Here is a 15,766-nt window from a genome sequence, read left to right on the forward strand (position 1 = left end):
GTGGTCGAGGGAGCGGTGGACATCGGCGGCTTCTCCGGCGGTCGGGGACGTGGGCTGCCAGGGCGGTGAGCGTGGCGGTCCAGTAGTCGGTGGCGGGTCCGGCCGAGTTCCCGGGGCGCCAAGTGGCGTGTGTCACAGGCGAATGCCGTCGTCGGCGCGGGGCCGTGGCATGCTGGCTCGATGGCATCTCCGAGCGATCGCACTCCCCTTGTCGAGCTGGTGGAGGAACTCCTCGCCACCGAAGGTCCGTTGCCCATCGTCGCGGCCGGCGACCCGGTGCTGCGGGCCGGCACCGGGCGCTACGAGGGCGAGCTGGGGCCCGCGCTGCTGGCGCGTTTCGTCGAGGCGCTGCGCGTCACGATGCGGGCGGCGCCGGGGGTCGGGCTGGCGGCACCGCAGGTGGGGGTGCCGCTGCGGATCGCGGTGATCGAGGACCCGGCACCGGTGTCCGAGGAGGTGCGGCTGGCCCGGGGCCGGGTGCCGCTGCCGTTCCGGGTGCTGGTCAATCCGTCGTACGAGCCCGTCGGCGCGGCCCGGGCCGGGTTCTTCGAGGGCTGTCTGAGCGTGCCCGGCTGGCAGGCGGTGGTGGCGCGGGCCGCGGAGGTGCGGCTGACCGGTGAGGACGAGCACGGCCGGGCGCTGGACGAGGTGTTCACGGGCTGGCCCGCCCGGATCGTGCAGCACGAGACGGACCATCTGGACGGGATGCTCTACCTCGACCGGGCGGAGCCGCGCTCGCTGTCGTCGAACCAGGCGATGCTGGAGCGCTGGACGGGCGTCACACCCGAGGAGGCGGCGAAGGCCCTGGGGTTCGAGCTGCCCGGCTGAGCCAGGGCGGAGGACTGCCGGGGGCGCGTTCCGGGGCCCGGGCGGGCCCCGGAACGGCCGGGTCAGCCGCGGTAGGCCTCCAGCAGGCGCAGCCACACCTCGCTGATCGTCGGATACGACGGGACCGCGTGCCAGAGCCTGGCGACCGGCACCTCCGCGGCGACGGCGACCGTCGCGGAGTGGATCAGCTCGCCGACGCCGGGGCCGACGAGGGTGACGCCGAGGAGGGTCTCGCGGTCGAGGTCGACGACCATACGGGCGCGGCCGCGGTAGCCGTCGCCGTACAGGCCCGCGCCCGCCGCCGAGGAGATGTCCACGTCGACCGCGCGGACGCGGCGGCCGGTTGCCTCGGCCTCCGCCAGGGACAGGCCGACCGCCGCGGCCTCCGGGTCGGTGAAGACGACCTGGGGGACGGCGCCGTGGTCGGCCGTGGCGGAGTGGGCGCCCCAGGCGCTCGTGTCCAGGGGGGTGCCGGCGGCGCGGGCGGCGATCGCGGCGCCCGCGATCCGGGCCTGGTACTTGCCCTGGTGGGTGAGCAGGGCACGGTGGTTGACGTCCCCGACCGCGTACAGCCAGTCGTTCCCGGTGACCCGGAGGGTGTCGTCGACCGGCAGCCAGGAGCCCGGCTCCAGGCCGATGGTGTCGAGGCCGATGTCCTCGGTGCGCGGGGCGCGGCCGGTGGCGAAGAGGATCTCGTCGGCCTCGATGCGGTCGCCGGTGTCGGTGACCACCACGACCGTGCCGTTCTCGCGGGTCACCGACTTCACGGAGGTGCCGGTGCGGACGTCGGCGCCCGCCTCGGTGAGCGCGGCGGCGACCAGTTCGCCCGCGAACGGCTCCATGCGGGCGAGCAGGCCCGCGCCGCGGACGAGGAGAGTCACCTGGGAGCCGAGGGCCTGCCAGGCGGTGGCCATCTCGGTGGCGACGACGCCGCCGCCCACCACCACGAGGCGGCCCGGGACCGCGTGCGCGCTCGTGGCCTCTCGGCTGGTCCAGGGCTCGACATCGGCGATGCCCGGCAGCCCGGGCAGCAGGGCGCTGGTGCCGGTGCACACGGCGACGGCGTGCCGGGCGGTGAGGACGTGCCGCTCGCCGTCCGGGCCGGTCACGGTGACCGTGCGGGGTCCGGCCAGGCGGCCGTGGCCGCGGTACAGGACGGCGCCGATCCCCTCCAGCCAGCCGACCTGGCCGTCGTCCTTCCAGTCGGAGGTGAAGTAGTCGCGGTGGGCGAGGACCGCGGCCGCGTCGAGGGGGCCCTGCACGGCCTGGCGCAGACCGGGCACGCGGCGGGCGTCGGCGCGGGCGATGACCGGGCGCAGCAGGGCCTTGCTGGGCATGCAGGCCCAGTAGGAGCACTCGCCGCCGACCAGTTCGCTCTCCACGACCGCGGTGGACAGGCCGGCCGCGCGGGTGCGGTCGGCGACGTTCTCCCCCACGGGCCCGGCCCCGAGCACCACGACGTCGTACGCGATGGATTCCGTTTCCGTCATGGCACACAGTCTGCTGGGTGGGGTGCGGGGTGGCCACACGGATGGGTCTGCCCGGAGGCCGTGGAATACCGTCCTGTGCGGTCGTGTTGTGCGGACGGCCTGGCCCCCACACCGGAAAGAGGGATGCGAGCATGAGCAGCACCGTGGAGCTCACCAAGGAGAACTTCGACCAGACGGTCACGGAGAACGGGTTCGTCCTCATCGACTTCTGGGCTGCCTGGTGCGGACCGTGCCGTCAGTTCGCACCGGTGTACGAGAAGGCGGCCGAGGCCAATCCTGACCTGGTCTTCGGCAAGGTCGACACGGAGGCGCAGCCGGAGCTGGCCGCGGCCTTCGGCATCCAGTCCATTCCGACGCTGATGATCGTCCGCGACCAGGTCGCCGTCTTCGCCCAGCCGGGCGCGCTGCCGGAGCCCGCGCTCGCGGACCTCATCGGGCAGGCCCGGAAGCTGGACATGGACGAGGTCCGCAAGAGCGTCGCCGAGCAGCAGGCGGGGGCCGACCCCAAGGGCGAGTAGCCCGGGTCCGGGAGGCACCGTCCCTGGGGCGCGAGCCCGGGTCCGGGCGTGGGCCCGGGTCCGGGCGTGGGCCCGGGTCCGGGCGTGGGCCCGGGTCCGGGCGTGAACGCGTGAGCCCGGGTCTTGACGTGGGCCGGGTCCGGGCGTGAACCGGGTCCTGACGTGGGCCGGGTCCGGGCGCGAACCTGGGCCGGGCGCGAACCGGGACCCGGGTGCCATGAACGTTCGGCGGCACCCGGGGCCCGGCGCCCGGATCGGGTGCCGGGTCCCGGGTGACCGATCCGGGCGAAAGGTGCCGTCGGCCTGCCGGTTAGCCTGTGCGGCATGCACTGCCTGGTCGTCGACGACGAGACCCGCCTGACCGATCTGGTCGTCCGCTACCTCACCGAGTGCGGGCACACCGCCGAGGGCCGTCACGACGGGCCCTCCGGTCTGGCCGCCGCCCGCGACCCCCGGGTCGACGCGGTGCTCCTGGACGTGATGCTGCCCGGCCTGGACGGCGTGGAGGTGTGCCGCACGCTGCGGGGCGAGGGCATCGACGTCCCGGTGATCCTGCTCACCGCCCGGGGCGCGGTCAGCGAACGGGTCGCCGGTCTCGACGCGGGCGCCGACGACTACGTGGTCAAGCCGTTCGCGATGGAGGAGCTCGTCGCCCGGCTGCGGGCGATATCCCGCCGCCGCCCCGACGTCGCGGGCCGCCTCCAGGTCGGCGACCTCGTCCTCGATCCCGAGCAGCAGCGCGTCTGGCGCGGGGACACCGAACTCGACCTGTCCCGCCGCGAGTTCGACGTGCTGCGGGTGCTGATGGAGAACGCGGGTCGCGTGGTCTCCCGGGTCCGGCTGCTGGACGGGGTGTGGGACGGCGAGACCGATCTGCGCAGCAACGCCATCGACGTGCACGTCTCCAAGGTGCGGGCCAAGGTCGACCGGCCCTTCGGCCGCACGACCATCACCACCCTGCGCGGGCGCGGCTACCGCCTGGAGACCGGGGCGTGAGCGGATCCGGCCCCCGGCTGCGGTCGTGGTTGGGCCGGCTGCCCGTGGTCACCCGGCTGGTGGTCGCCGTCGCCCTGGCCATGACATTGGTGCTGGCGGGCGCCGCGGGCCTGGTCTACTGGCGGGTCGAGACCGCCCTGGACCAGCAGATCGACGACGACCTGACCGCCTACCGGCACAGCCTCGCCCGCGCGGTGCACAACGGGACCGCCCTGCCGCCCGGCCCCAGCGGCAGCCTCCACCAGGTCCTCGACGCGCGCGGACAGGTCGTGGGCACGGCCGGCACCGTACAGCGCGAACCGCTGCTCACCCCCGCCGAGCTGAGCGCCGTGGCGAGCGGGCGCACGGTCCGGGGCGACGTCGGCCCGCTCCTGCCCATCACCTCGGGCACCCTGCGGGTCCAGGCGGCGAGGGTCACCGCCGACGGTCGGGTGCGCATCGTGGTCGCCGCGGTCCGGCGCGGCCACCGTGACGAGGCGCTGCGCGAACTCCTCGCCCAGCTCGCCTTCGCCTCCGGCCTCACGCTGATCGCGGCGTCGTACGTCGGCTACCGCACCGCCCGGGCCGCGCTGCGCCCGGTCGAGCGCTACCGCCGCGGCGCCGCCGCCCTCGCCGACGGGGGCCAGGACCTGCGCCTCGACGTACCGGCCGACCGCGACGACGAGATCACCCGGCTGGGCCACACCCTCAACCGCATGCTGGACCGGCTGGCCGCCTCGACGGCCCGTGAGCACCAGTTCATCGCGGACGCCAGCCACGAACTGCGCACCCCGCTGACCCTGATGCGCGCCGAACTCGACGTCGCCCTGCTGCGCCCGCGCACCGCCGAGGAGCTGACCGAGACCCTGCGCTCGGTGGACACCGAGGTCGGCCGTCTGGTCACCCTGGCCAACACGCTCCTCGACCTGGAGCAGCTCGACAGCGGCGAACACATCCGGCGCACCCCCGTGGAACTGGGCGACCTCCTCGACCGCGCCACCGTCCCCTACCGGGCGGCCGCCGAGCGCGACGGACGGACCCTCACCAGCACGTACGACGACACCACCGTGCGGGTCGACCCCCGCTGGCTGGAGCCCGCCCTCGGCACCCTCCTGGACAACGCGCTGCGGCACGGCGCGGGGGCGATCGGCCTGTCCGCGCGGGTCCGCGACGGGCGGCTGCGGCTGTCGGTCACCGACGAAGGGCCCGGTTTCCCGGCCGATTTCCTGCCGCACGCCTTCGAGCGCTTCACCCGTGCCGAGACCAGCCGCACCACCCCGGGCACCGGCCTCGGCCTCGCCCTGGTGGCCGCGGTCGCCGCCTCCCACGACGGCACCGCGCACGCCGGGAACACCCCGCGCGGCGCCGCCGTCACGGTCGACATCGGCTGCTGAGCGGCCCTCCCCCGAGGCCGGAAGCGTCCTTAGAACGGGTACGGCGCCACGTCGCCGCGGACCGTCGTCCAGCGCACGTCGGTGAAGGCCTCCAGGTTGGCCTCGCCGCCGAAGCGGGCGCCGGTACCGGACGCGGCGATGCCGCCGAAGGGGGCCACGGCCTCGTCGTTCACCGTCTGGTCGTTGATGTGGACGATGCCGGTCGGGATGCGCTCGGCCAGGTCGAGGCCGCGGGCGGCGTCGCGGGTGACGATGCCCAGGGAGAGGCCGTAGGGGCTCGCGGCGGCGAGCGCGGCCGCCTCGTCCGCGGTGGCGAAGGACCGTACGGGCGCGACCGGGCCGAAGACCTCCTGCGCGTAGGCGGGGGTGTGGTCGTCGACGTCCGCGAGGACGGTCGGCCGGTAGAAGAGGTCCTCGTGCGTTCCGCCGGCGGCGAGCTTGGCGCCCTGGGCGGTGCTCGACTCCACCAGCGCGTGCACCTTGGCGAGTTGGGTGCCGTCGATGAGCGGGCCGAGGTGGACCTGGACGCGGTGCGGGTCGCCGACCGCGAGGGTGTCGGCCTTGGCGGCGAGCCGCTCGACGTACTCCGCGTACAGGGAGTGGTGGACGAGGTGGCGGCCGGTCGTCATGCAGATCTGGCCCTGGTGGAAGAACGAGCCCCAGGCCGCGGTGGAGATCACCGCGTCCAGGTCGGCGTCCTCCAGCACGACCAGGGCGGAGTTGCCGCCGAGTTCCAGGTGGGCCCGCTTCAGGTGCCGGCCGGCCGCCTCGCCGACGGCGCGTCCGGCCGCGGTGGAGCCGGTGAAGGAGATGACCGGCACCTGCGGGTCGGCGACCAGCGCCTGGCCGGCCTCGGGGCCGCCGGGCAGCACCGCCAGCAGGTCCTCGGGCAGGCCCGCCGCCGCGAGGACCGCGGCCAGCGCGAGGCCGCCGCAGACCGCGGTGCGCGGGTCGGGCTTCAGGACGACCGCGTTGCCGAGCGCGAGCGCCGGGGCGACCGAGCGGATGGAGAGGATCAGCGGGGCGTTGAACGGGGCGATCACGCCCACCACGCCGACCGGGACGCGTCGTGTGTACGACAGCCGGGGCGCCTCGCTGGGCAGCACCTGTCCGGCCGGGCGGGAGGCCAGCGCGGCGGCCTCGTAGCACTCCTGGGCGGCGACGTGCAGCTCGAAGTCGGCCTTGCCGGGGATCGACCCCGATTCACGGACGAGCCACTCCCGCAGCTCGTCCGCGTGCGCCGTGAACAGGTCTCCGGCCCTGCGCAGCACCCCGGCGCGCACGAAGTGCGGCACCCGCGCCCACTCCCGCTGGGCGGTGCGGGCGTCGGCCGCGGCGGTGCGGACGTCCTCGGCGGTGGCCAGGGCGACCGTGCCGAGCGGGTCGCCGGTGGCGGGCTCGGTGACGGCGTACGCGGATCCCGTCAGGGTCCGGGTCTGCCAGGTCCTGGGGTCGAGCAACGACATGGCGGCTCTCCGTTCGTGACCGGCGGGACTCGGGGCGGGAGTCCCGTGCAGTGCGCGGCCGATGCGGCGGCCGCGGGGCGGGACGCGGTGATCCGGCGCAGCCGCGCGAGCCGCATCCGATGGTCGAACGCATACCCATCTGGTTGAGCGTGCAACATCCTAGGGCCTGTCCGGCGGATCAGGCCCGCAGCCGCGGGAAGCCCCTCGCCTCAGCTCGATTCGCGGTGCACCACCGAGGATCCCAGGACCTGGTGCGTCTCGGGCGCCGCGCCGGGCTCGCGCACTGCGCGGTCGACCAGTTCGGCGAGGTCACGACCGGACGGCAGCTCGATGTGGACCGTACTCAGCCGGGGCCGCAGCAGCCGGCCCAGCATCAGGTCGTCGGCGCCGATGACGGCCGTCTCCTGCGGGATGCGCACCCCCTCGTCCTGGAGGGCGCGCATCAGCAGCATCCCGTACTCGTCGTTGTACGTGAACACGGCGTCCAGGCCCAGCTCCCGCCAGCGGGCGGCGAGCCGGGCGGCGGCCTCCTCCTCGTAGGCGAGGGGCAGTTCGGTGACGACGGCGTCGGTGCCCGCCAGCGCGTCGCGCACCCCGGCGAGCCGGAGCCGGGAGAGCGATTCCAGACCGGGCTCCTCGGGGACGACGACGCCGACCCGACGACGGCCCCGGGCGTGGAGGTGCGCACCGGCGACCCGGCCGACCCCCTCGTGGTCCATGAGCAGGGCATGGGCCCCCTCGACGGGCTCGGAACCGAGGGTGACCACGGCCCGGGCGCCGGAGCGTTTGAGCACCGCCACGCCCGCCGGGCCGAGTTCGACGCCGGGCACCAGGACGGCGACCGGCCGGAGCTCGGCCCAGGCGCGGGCGGCCTCGTCGTCGCACAGCCCGACACTGCCGTACTGCACGACCGTGTAGTCGAGCCGGCCGAGCGCCCACTGGAGGTCGTTCAGGAACTGGCTGTAGAGCGGGCCGGCCTGGACGGCCGGCGCGGGCATGAGCACCATACGGCTGTGCCCGGCGCGCAGACTGCGGGCGGCCGCGTGCGGGACGTACCCCAGTTCCTTCGCGGCCTGGTGGACGCGGCGGCGGGTGGGCTCGCTGATCCGCACGGCACTGGTGTTGTTCAGGACGTAGGAGACGGTCGCGCGCGAGACGCCGGCCAGTCTGGCCACGTCGGCACTTGTGGGCACCGAGCGCGGTGCGGGCAGCGCGGGCGTGGTCGATTTCGGTATCTGCACCATGACGTACCGCATCTTGGCAGAGGCGTGGGCGCGGGGCCCGAGCGGGGGACGGCCGTTCACTGTGCAACAACGTGCGTGTGCCCGGACGGTTTCACTCGGTGACGCGTGCCACCAGATCCGCCCAGTTCGCCTCGATACGTTCCAGGGACATCCCGCACTGCCGGGTCAGATGGTGGATCAGCGCCGGACTGAGCTGGGCCATCAGGGTGTGGGCGAGCAGTTCGGTGTCCGCTTCGGGCACGGCCAGCCGCAGCAGCATGACGACATGGGCGTGCTGCACCTGGCGGGCGGGTACGGAGAACCGGCGCTCGGGGCTCGGCTCGGCCGCCAGTTGCAGATCCAGTTCGTCCACCGAGCGGCGCAGCAGCGCGCAGCCGAACGCCCGCAACCGCTCCGCCGGCGGCGCTCCGGGGCCCAGCGGCGGCGGTCCGCACAGGAACGCGGCCTGCAACTTCTTCTCGGAGTGGTCGAGCAGTGCCGTGAGCAGACCGGTGCGGTCGCCGAAGCGGCGGAAGACCGTCCCCTTGCCGACCGAGGCCTCCGCGGCCACCGCCTCCATCGTGACGCCCGCGGCCCCGTGCTCCGCGATCAGGCGAGCGGCCGCGTCCAGCAGCCGGGCCCGGTTGCGCGCGGCGTCCGCGCGCAGGCACGGCTCGTCCTGCTCGGTGCCGAGCTGGAGCAACTCGGGTTCTCCGACCGGAAATTCCGGCTTCGAGAGGGGAGGCAGGGGTCCGGACATGAACTCAGCGTAAAGCATCCGGAATGAAGTGGACCCCGGTCCGGTTACAGTGGTACCCATAAACGGACCTCGGTCCGGATTGTTTCGTCAGTGTTTCAGCATCCTGGGAGTTCGCATGTCTGTCCGTATTCTCGCGCTCGTCGGTAGCCTCCGCGCCGGTTCGCACAACCGTCAGCTCGCCGAGGCGGCCGTCAAGCTGGCTCCCGAGGGCGCCGAGGTCGAGCTGTACGAAGGCCTGGCCGACATCCCGTTCTACAACGAGGACATCGACGTCGAGGGCAACGTCCCGGCCGCCGCCGCCAAGCTGCGTGCCGCCGCCCAGGGCGCCGACGCGCTGCTGCTGTTCTCGCCCGAGTACAACGGCACCATCCCGGCCGTCCTGAAGAACGCCATCGACTGGCTGTCCCGCCCTTACGGCGCCGGCGCCCTCACCGCCAAGCCCGTCGCCGTGGTCGGCACCGCCTACGGCCAGTTCGGCGGCGTGTGGGCGCAGGACGAGACCCGCAAGGCCGCGGGCATCGCGGGCGCCAAGGTGCTCGACGACGTCAAGCTGTCCATCCCGGGCTCCGTCGTCCGCTTCGCCGAGACCCACCCGGTCGACGACGCCGAGGTCGCCGCCCAGCTGACCGACGTCATCGCCCGTCTGCACGGCCACGCCGGCACGTCCGTCGCCGCCTGACGACGGCCGACACCCCCGCGAGAGGGGCCGGAGCCCTCGGGCCCGGCCCCTCTCGTACGTCACCCCGCGGGTCGCGCCCCTGCGCCCCGCGGGTTCGGCCGTGCCTGAAACCGCGGCCGGACAGCCGTGTGTACGTCAGCCGTACGTCAGTTGCACGTCAGTCGAGTTCGGCCAGCCGGCGTACGGCCGGGGCCACGAAGCTCTCGATCCAGGCGGCGGGCTCACCCAGTCGCGGAGCGAGGATCACGGTGTCGATGCCGAGCCCGGTGTAGCCGCGGATGTCGCGCAGGAACGCGTCGAGGTCGCCCGTGGTGGCCGCCTCCCCGGTGTACGCGATCGTCCTGCGGATCGTCGCGGGGTCCCGCCCCTCGGCCTCGCAGTGCTCGCGCAGCACGTCGAGCTTGTGCCGGACCTGCTCGGGCGACTCCGCGATCAGGTTGCAGGCGTCCGCGTACCGGGCGACCAGCCGCAGCGTCTTCCGCTCGCCACCGCCGCCGATCATGATCTCCGGGTGCGGCGCGCTGACCGGCGCCGGCACGCACAGGGTCTCGGCGAGCCGGTAGTGCCTGCCCTCGAACGGGCCGTCGTCCCGCGGATCCCACATCCGCAGACAGATCCGCAGGGTCTCCTCCAGCCGCTCGAACCGCTCCGCCACCGGCGGGAACGGCACGCCGAGCCCCTCGTGCTCCCGGTCGTACCAGGCCGCGCCGATGCCCAGGGTGGCCCGGCCGCCGGAGAGCACGTCGAGCGTGGTGACGATCTTGGCGAGCAGTCCGGGGTGCCGGTAGGTCACACCGGTCACCAGCGCGCTCAGTTGCACGGTGGAGGTGTGCCCGGCGAGGTAGCCGAGCGTCGTGTAGGCCTCCAGCATCGGGTCCTCGGCACCGCCGTTGAACTCCATCTGGAAGTAGTGGTCCATGACCGACAGCCAGCCGACCCCCGCCGCCTCGGCCGCGGCACCGGTCGCGGCGAGCTCGGCGGCGAGCGCGGGCCGGCCCCCGGAGTGGTCGAACCGGTTGATGTGCACACCCGCACGCATGTCCGTCTCCGCTCACCCTGTTCTGCGCCGACCCTGACGAAGCTAGGCCGTGGAGCGCGCTCGAGGGCAAGCGACACCGGGTGCGGCGGCAGGAGCGGGTGGGGCCGGTCAGGTGTCGTTCATCGGAGAGACAAATCTTATTCATAGGGGTGCTGGCCGGACGCCTCGTCTGCAAGGGTGAAGCGATGCAGACCGCTTACCGAAGACTGCTGAAACTGATGCCCCGACTGGGCCTTCAGGTGACCGATCTCGGCCCCGGCACCGCTGTGGTCTCCCGGCGCGGAGGGCGGATCCGGATCCCCCTGGGGCCGGGTGCGGACGTGCTGGCCAGAGACAACGGCCGCTACACGGTGGCCGGTGCCGGCGCGGACGCCTGGGTCGTCCGGCGCCGAGCGTCGCGGGTCCAGCAGGATGAGAACGCCGGGCAGTCGACCACCGTCCGCCTCGGCGACAGCGGGGCGAGCCTGCTGCTGGACCCGGCGGCCGGGACCGACGAGCGCAAGCTGCAACTCGCGGCGGCCGAGTACCTCTGCCACCAGCACGTGGCCGGGATGCTGGAGCTCTACGGCGTGAACTGCGTGTTCGACGTGGGCGCCAACCGGGGCCAGTACGCCCGGCGGCTGCGCCGCTTCGGCTACACCGGCCGCATCGTCTCCTTCGAGCCGACCGCCGAGCACTTCGCGACGCTGGAGAAGGCCGCCGCGGACGACCCGGACTGGTGGGTGTACCCGTACGGTCTGGGCCGTGAGGACACCACGAGCACCATCCACACGGGCTGGAACACGATGAACTCCCTTCTCCCGCCCAGCGATTACGGCAAGGGCCGGTACGGCCGGTTCGCGAAGAGCGACACCGAGGAGATCCAGATCCGGCGCCTGGACTCGATGATGGAGAAGGCGCTCGACGGCATCGACACGCCCCGCCCGTTCCTGAAGATGGACACCCAGGGATACGACCTGGAGGTGTTCGCCGGCGGCGGTGAGCGCGTCGCGGAGTTCGTGGGCCTCCAGTCGGAGGTCGCGTTGCTGCGGCTGTACGAGGGCAGCCCGCCGATGACCGAGGCGATCGGCGTCTACGAGGCCGCCGGCTTCGGGATCACCGGGATGTACCCGGTGACCCGCGAGGCCGACACCGGCCGGGTGATCGAGTTCGACTGCGTGATGATGCGCGCGGAGGCCGCCCCCCGCAAGAGCTGACCGAGCGCTCCGGGCCGTCCGTCGGGGCACGTGCCCCGACGGACGGCCCGGGGGGCGTGCCCCGAGGAGGCCGGTCCGGCGGGCGGGCCCGCCGGGGTCAGCCGCCCACCGGCGCGCCGGTCCGTGCGGTGCGCCGGGCGAGCAGCCGCAGGGCCAGCTCGCCCCACTGGAGGTTGGCGCGCTCCAGAGCCAGCCCCGCCTGGAGGGTGAGGTAGGGGCCGATGCGCTCGCCCGTGCCGCAGTACTCCGCCTCGGTCCGTCCGGCCAGCAGCCGCTCCCGGGCCCGCTCGTAGCGGGCGAGCTTGGCGGCGGACCGTTCCGTACGCCGTACGATCTCGGCGCGGACGGCGTCGACGGCGCCCGGGTCGCCGAGATCGACGCACTGCACCTTGACCAGCAGTTCGTCCCGGATCGCCAGCGGCTTGGCGGAACCCTCCGCGAGGAAGGCGCGCACGGCGCCGTACCCGGCGTCGGTGAGCGAGAAGAGCCGCTTGTTGGGCCGGCGCTCCTGCTCCACGACCCGCGCGGCGACGAGCCCCTCGCCCGCCATGCGCTCCAGCTCCCGGTAGATCTGCTGCGGGGTGGCCATCCAGAAGTTGGCGACCGAGGCCTCGAAGCCCTTCGCGAGGTCGTATCCGGACGCCTCGCCCTCCAGGAGCGCGGCCATCACCGCGTTGCGCAGAGCCATGCGGTCGAACGTAACACCCCGGCCGGGTCAGGCCGCGAGGCGCTCCACCACCCCCTTGGCCTTCACGACCGCGTCCTGGTGGGCGCGCTCACGGGAGGCCTCGAACAGCGGGACAAGCTCGGCCATCGCCGGGTTCTGCGGGGCCATGGTGAGCTCGGGGACGATGAAGTCGACGTCCATGGCGAGCATGTCGCCCAGCAGGGCCTGCAGGTAGTTCTGCACGTACTCGTAGCCCTCGCGCGGGGTGCCGGGGCCGTAGGCACCGCCGCGGCTGGCGACCACGGTCACGGGGGTGCCCTTGACCTTCGACTCCTCGGTCATGGCGGTGCGGCCGACCATGGCCACGTTGTCCAGCCACGCCTTGAGGGTCGAGGGGATCGAGAAGTTGTACATCGGGGCGCCGATCACCACCGCGTCGGCCTGCTCCAGCTCCTCCACCAGCCGGACGCGCTCGGCGAAGGCCGCCACCTGGGCGGGCGTGTGCGTGGCGGGGTCGGCGAAGGCCGCCGTGTGGGCGTCGGCGGTGATGTGCGCGACGGGGTCCGCGGCCAGGTCGCGGTAGATCACCTTGCCCTGCGGGTGCTGCTCCTCCCAGGTCCTGCGGAAGGCGTCCGTGACGGAACGGGACGCGGACGCCTCGTTCGGGAACACGGACGAGTCGATGTGCAGCAACGTGGCCATGAGGGGTCTCCAAAGGGATGGCGCCCACCCCGGAAGGTGGGCTGAAGTTTCGTACCTACCCATGGATAACACAGTCACTTACTATTTTTCATCCCCGCACGGAGGGGCGGGTATCCTGAGCCCATGGCGATCGACGGGGTACAGCGCGAGGCGGCCCGCGGCCAGGTCCACAGCCCGGCGGCCTGCTCGCAGGTGGATGACGGCATCACGCGCGTCTTCGGCCTGCTGGGCAAGAGGTGGACGGGACCGATCGTGTCCGTCCTGCTCAACGGCCCCACGTACTTCGCCGACCTGCGCCGGGCCGTCCCGGGCATCAGCGAGCGCATGCTGTCGGACCGGCTGACGGAGCTCGGCATCGCCGGGCTCGTCGTACGCGAGGTCGACGAGGGCCCGCCGCTGCGGGTCTCCTACCGGCTCACCTCGGCCGGGGCGGCCCTGGAGCCCGCCCTGGAGGAACTGCGCCAGTGGGCCGAGGCACATCTGCCGGACAAGGGGCCGTGCGTGGGCCCCGACGGCCCAAACACCTCACCGAACTGACGGTTCCCGGCCCACGGGCGCGCCGACGCACGGGCACACCGGCGTGTCGACGCACGGGCGCACCGGCGCACCGGCGCACCGGCACGCGCGGACACGCCTACGCCGACGGCGGATGCGACGACCCGGACCGCGACGAAGACGGGCCCTCGGGCGCGACGGCCCGGACCACGACGACGAGGGCGCCTTCCCCTGCGTGACGCACCGGGACGGCGCCCTCGTCGCGTCCGCGGGGCGCCGATCTCCCCTCGCCGCCGGACCGCCCGACCCGGGACGGCGCCCGCCTCCGTCGAACCGTACGCGGGCCGGGTCGGCACGGTCGCCGACCGCTCGGCGACCGCTCCCGCGTGGGACGTTCCACCGGCGGGCCGCCAGACGTTACCGTGCGGTAGACATCGCAGTCCCGAAGGAAGACCCGAGGAGTCCCGCAGCCGTCGCCGTCCGCCCGTCCCGATGCCTGCGCGCACTCCCCAAGCCGTCCCGGAGGAGTCCCGAATGACGCTCGACCGTTCCGCCGGCCTGGCGGCGACCGCACGTGCGCTGGCCTGCGGGGAGGTGACCTCCCAGGCTCTCGTCGAGGACGCGCTCGCCCGGATCGAAGCCACCCGAAGCACCCTCAACGCCTTCCGGATCGTGCGCACCGAAGCCGCGCTCGCCGAGGCCGCGGCGGCGGACCAGGAGCTGGCCGCGGGCGTGCGCCGTCCGCTGCTCGGGGTGCCGGTGGCGGTGAAGGACGACATGGACGTGGCGGGCGAGCCGACCGCGTTCGGCTGTCCGGGTGAGTTCCCGCCGGTCGCCGAGGACGGAGAGGCGGTACGGCGGCTGCGCGCGGCCGGAGCCGTCATCGTCGGCAAGACCAACACCTGCGAACTGGGACAGTGGCCCTTCACCGAGGGCCCCGCGTTCGGCGCGACCCGCAACCCGTGGAACCCGCGGCACACACCGGGCGGTTCGTCCGGAGGCTCCGCCGCCGCGGTCGCCGCCGGTCTGGTGCCGGCGGCGCTCGGCTCGGACGGCGCCGGTTCGGTGCGGATCCCGGCCTCCTGGACCCACCTCGTCGGCATCAAGCCGCAGCGCGGACGCATCTCGACCTGGCCGCTCGGCGAGTCCTTCCAGGGCATCACGGTCAACGGCACCCTGGCCCGTACCGTCGCGGACGCCGCACTGCTGCTGGACGCGGCCGCCGGCAACCATCCGCTCGACCCGCACCGGCCGCCCGGCCTGGACATCTCGGCGGCGGTGGGCCGCGACCCCGGGCGGCTGCGCATCGCCCTTTCCCTGGAGCCGCCGTTCACCGCGGTGCCCGCCCGGCTCCAGCCCCAGGTGCGCGCCCGGGTCGTCGAACTCGCCGAGCGGCTGGCCGCGTCGGGGCACACGGTCGAGGAGGCCGACCCGCCGTACGGCCGGATCGGACTGGCCTTCCTGCCGCGCGCGACCGCCGGGATCGCCGAACGGGTCGCCACCGTGCCCTTCCCCGAACTGCTCGACCCGCGCACCCACAGCTCCGCACGGCTCGGCCGGCTGCTCGGCGGGGCACCGCTGCGGGCCGCCCGACGTGCGGAAACGGTCCTGCACCGTCGTATCGGCGCGTTCTTCGAGACGTACGACGTGGTGCTGGCGCCGACCACCGCCACTCCCCCGCCCCGGGTCGGCGCCATGCGCGACCTGAGCGGACTGGCCACCGAGCGTGCCGTCATCGCCGCCTGCCCCTACGCCTGGCCGTGGAACGTCCTGGGCTGGCCCGGGGTCAACGTCCCCGCCGGGTTCGTCGACGAGGGCCTGCCGGTGGGGGCGCAGTTGCTCGGACCGGCCCACAGCGAACCGCTGCTGGTGTCGCTGGCCGCCCAGTTGGAGGACGACCTGCGCTGGCACGAGCGGTGGCCGGAGCCCGCGGCCCTGGACTCCCCGGCGACGTGAGGGCGTTACGGCGGTAGAGCCTTCCGTCCGGAGCTCTTAGGCTTTGAGCATGGACGACGCGTCGATGGTGGGGCTGATGGGGCGGGTCACCGGGACGGTCGGACCCGGACTGGTCGGCGAGGTGATCGTCCGGGTGCGCGGCGGGGCGGAGCACTTCCTGGCCTACCCCGCCTCGGGCGAGGAGCGACTGGAGCGCGGCACGGTGGTCATGGTGGTGGAGCACCTGCCGCCGCGCACGGTCTACGTCACTGCCGCGTACGACAGTTGAGCCCGCACCGGCGCAGGTGAGAGCGCTGTGTGTCAAGGTTGCGACAAGGTTCCGTCAGCGTCTTCTCCCCGTGTCCACGCAGGAGCACACTCCCTTCGTTCGGTGCCGAA

16 protein-coding genes are annotated in these 15,766 nt (G+C 73.8%); 9 read left to right on the top strand and 7 right to left on the bottom strand.

The window, feature by feature from the left end; translation table 11 throughout:
* The first annotated feature begins 180 nt into the window (after window positions 1–180).
* Entirely contained in the window at window positions 181–828 is a 648-nt protein-coding gene (locus tag FNH09_RS25650; RefSeq protein ID WP_152892001.1) for a peptide deformylase, read from the top strand.
* 62 nt (window positions 829–890) lie between these two features.
* On the opposite strand, the gene FNH09_RS25655 is transcribed toward FNH09_RS25650, so the two are convergent.
* A complete protein-coding gene (locus FNH09_RS25655; protein WP_152892004.1) occupies window positions 891–2,318 on the bottom strand; it encodes a dihydrolipoyl dehydrogenase family protein in 1,428 nt (475 codons plus the stop codon).
* Window positions 2,319–2,449: 131 nt separating this feature from the next.
* Between FNH09_RS25655 and trxA the strand changes: the two genes are divergently transcribed.
* From trxA to FNH09_RS25675, 3 genes are all read left to right on the top strand, one after another.
* On the top strand, window positions 2,450–2,836 hold the full coding sequence (trxA, locus tag FNH09_RS25660; RefSeq protein ID WP_152892006.1) for a thioredoxin: 387 nt from the start codon (window positions 2,450–2,452) through the stop codon (window positions 2,834–2,836).
* 324 nt (window positions 2,837–3,160) lie between these two features.
* Entirely contained in the window at window positions 3,161–3,832 is a 672-nt protein-coding gene (locus tag FNH09_RS25670; RefSeq protein ID WP_152892008.1) for a response regulator transcription factor, read from the top strand.
* A complete protein-coding gene (locus tag FNH09_RS25675; protein ID WP_152892010.1) occupies window positions 3,829–5,205 on the top strand; it encodes an ATP-binding protein in 1,377 nt (458 codons plus the stop codon). The genes FNH09_RS25670 and FNH09_RS25675 overlap by 4 nt, the downstream gene beginning before the upstream one ends.
* Before the next feature lie 29 nt (window positions 5,206–5,234).
* On the opposite strand, the gene FNH09_RS25680 is transcribed toward FNH09_RS25675, so the two are convergent.
* From FNH09_RS25680 to FNH09_RS25695, 3 genes are all read right to left on the bottom strand, one after another.
* Entirely contained in the window at window positions 5,235–6,671 is a 1,437-nt protein-coding gene (locus FNH09_RS25680) for an aldehyde dehydrogenase family protein (RefSeq protein WP_152892012.1), read from the bottom strand.
* Window positions 6,672–6,880: 209 nt separating this feature from the next.
* Entirely contained in the window at window positions 6,881–7,927 is a 1,047-nt protein-coding gene (locus tag FNH09_RS25690; protein ID WP_152892047.1) for a LacI family DNA-binding transcriptional regulator, read from the bottom strand.
* 79 nt (window positions 7,928–8,006) lie between these two features.
* Window positions 8,007–8,654, bottom strand: coding sequence for a TetR/AcrR family transcriptional regulator (locus tag FNH09_RS25695; RefSeq protein WP_238427099.1), 648 nt, complete (start codon window positions 8,652–8,654; stop codon window positions 8,007–8,009).
* A gap of 115 nt (window positions 8,655–8,769) precedes the next feature.
* On the opposite strand from FNH09_RS25695, the gene FNH09_RS25700 reads away from it, so the two are divergent.
* A complete protein-coding gene (locus tag FNH09_RS25700) occupies window positions 8,770–9,333 on the top strand; it encodes an NAD(P)H-dependent oxidoreductase (protein ID WP_152892017.1) in 564 nt (187 codons plus the stop codon).
* A gap of 157 nt (window positions 9,334–9,490) precedes the next feature.
* Here the strand turns inward: FNH09_RS25700 and FNH09_RS25705 are convergent, their stop codons facing one another.
* Window positions 9,491–10,372, bottom strand: coding sequence for an LLM class F420-dependent oxidoreductase (locus FNH09_RS25705; RefSeq protein ID WP_152892019.1), 882 nt, complete (start codon window positions 10,370–10,372; stop codon window positions 9,491–9,493).
* Window positions 10,373–10,557: 185 nt separating this feature from the next.
* Between FNH09_RS25705 and FNH09_RS25710 the strand changes: the two genes are divergently transcribed.
* Window positions 10,558–11,568, top strand: a complete 1,011-nt coding sequence (locus FNH09_RS25710) for an FkbM family methyltransferase (RefSeq protein ID WP_152892021.1) — start codon at window positions 10,558–10,560, stop codon at window positions 11,566–11,568.
* Window positions 11,569–11,665: 97 nt separating this feature from the next.
* Here the strand turns inward: FNH09_RS25710 and FNH09_RS25715 are convergent, their stop codons facing one another.
* Together FNH09_RS25715 and FNH09_RS25720 are read right to left on the bottom strand one after the other, a co-directional pair.
* A complete protein-coding gene (locus tag FNH09_RS25715) occupies window positions 11,666–12,256 on the bottom strand; it encodes a PadR family transcriptional regulator (RefSeq protein ID WP_152892023.1) in 591 nt (196 codons plus the stop codon).
* Window positions 12,257–12,283: 27 nt separating this feature from the next.
* The gene (locus FNH09_RS25720; RefSeq protein WP_152892025.1) at window positions 12,284–12,937 is read right to left on the bottom strand and encodes an FMN-dependent NADH-azoreductase; all 654 of its coding nucleotides are present in this window, start codon (window positions 12,935–12,937) and stop codon (window positions 12,284–12,286) included.
* A gap of 123 nt (window positions 12,938–13,060) precedes the next feature.
* Between FNH09_RS25720 and FNH09_RS25725 the strand changes: the two genes are divergently transcribed.
* From FNH09_RS25725 to FNH09_RS25735, 3 genes are all read left to right on the top strand, one after another.
* Entirely contained in the window at window positions 13,061–13,474 is a 414-nt protein-coding gene (locus FNH09_RS25725; protein WP_152892027.1) for a winged helix-turn-helix transcriptional regulator, read from the top strand.
* A gap of 492 nt (window positions 13,475–13,966) precedes the next feature.
* The gene (locus FNH09_RS25730; protein WP_152892029.1) at window positions 13,967–15,388 is read left to right on the top strand and encodes an amidase; all 1,422 of its coding nucleotides are present in this window, start codon (window positions 13,967–13,969) and stop codon (window positions 15,386–15,388) included.
* 49 nt (window positions 15,389–15,437) lie between these two features.
* Window positions 15,438–15,656, top strand: coding sequence for a hypothetical protein (locus FNH09_RS25735; RefSeq protein WP_202919755.1), 219 nt, complete (start codon window positions 15,438–15,440; stop codon window positions 15,654–15,656).
* The last annotated feature ends 110 nt before the right edge of the window (window positions 15,657–15,766 follow it).

Origin of the sequence: Streptomyces adustus, assembly GCF_009377175.1 — a bacterium.
In the GTDB taxonomy this organism is placed as follows: Bacteria; Actinomycetota; Actinomycetes; order Streptomycetales; family Streptomycetaceae; genus Streptomyces; species Streptomyces adustus.

What these genes read in the sequence shown, in the direction of transcription:
- FNH09_RS25720 (WP_152892025.1), bottom strand. Translation starts at nt 12,937, where the DNA reads ATGGCCACGTTGCTGCACATCGACTCGTCCGTGTTCCCGAACGAGGCG.
- FNH09_RS25735 (WP_202919755.1), top strand. Translation starts at nt 15,438, where the DNA reads ATGGACGACGCGTCGATGGTGGGGCTGATGGGGCGGGTCACCGGGACG.
- FNH09_RS25680 (WP_152892012.1), bottom strand. Translation starts at nt 6,671, where the DNA reads ATGTCGTTGCTCGACCCCAGGACCTGGCAGACCCGGACCCTGACGGGA.
- FNH09_RS25715 (WP_152892023.1), bottom strand. Translation starts at nt 12,256, where the DNA reads ATGGCTCTGCGCAACGCGGTGATGGCCGCGCTCCTGGAGGGCGAGGCG.
- FNH09_RS25725 (WP_152892027.1), top strand. Translation starts at nt 13,061, where the DNA reads ATGGCGATCGACGGGGTACAGCGCGAGGCGGCCCGCGGCCAGGTCCAC.
- FNH09_RS25700 (WP_152892017.1), top strand. Translation starts at nt 8,770, where the DNA reads ATGTCTGTCCGTATTCTCGCGCTCGTCGGTAGCCTCCGCGCCGGTTCG.
- FNH09_RS25655 (WP_152892004.1), bottom strand. Translation starts at nt 2,318, where the DNA reads ATGACGGAAACGGAATCCATCGCGTACGACGTCGTGGTGCTCGGGGCC.
- FNH09_RS25695 (WP_238427099.1), bottom strand. Translation starts at nt 8,654, where the DNA reads ATGTCCGGACCCCTGCCTCCCCTCTCGAAGCCGGAATTTCCGGTCGGA.
- FNH09_RS25650 (WP_152892001.1), top strand. Translation starts at nt 181, where the DNA reads ATGGCATCTCCGAGCGATCGCACTCCCCTTGTCGAGCTGGTGGAGGAA.
- FNH09_RS25670 (WP_152892008.1), top strand. Translation starts at nt 3,161, where the DNA reads ATGCACTGCCTGGTCGTCGACGACGAGACCCGCCTGACCGATCTGGTC.
- FNH09_RS25710 (WP_152892021.1), top strand. Translation starts at nt 10,558, where the DNA reads ATGCAGACCGCTTACCGAAGACTGCTGAAACTGATGCCCCGACTGGGC.
- trxA (WP_152892006.1), top strand. Translation starts at nt 2,450, where the DNA reads ATGAGCAGCACCGTGGAGCTCACCAAGGAGAACTTCGACCAGACGGTC.
- FNH09_RS25730 (WP_152892029.1), top strand. Translation starts at nt 13,967, where the DNA reads ATGACGCTCGACCGTTCCGCCGGCCTGGCGGCGACCGCACGTGCGCTG.
- FNH09_RS25690 (WP_152892047.1), bottom strand. Translation starts at nt 7,927, where the DNA reads ATGCGGTACGTCATGGTGCAGATACCGAAATCGACCACGCCCGCGCTG.
- FNH09_RS25705 (WP_152892019.1), bottom strand. Translation starts at nt 10,372, where the DNA reads ATGCGTGCGGGTGTGCACATCAACCGGTTCGACCACTCCGGGGGCCGG.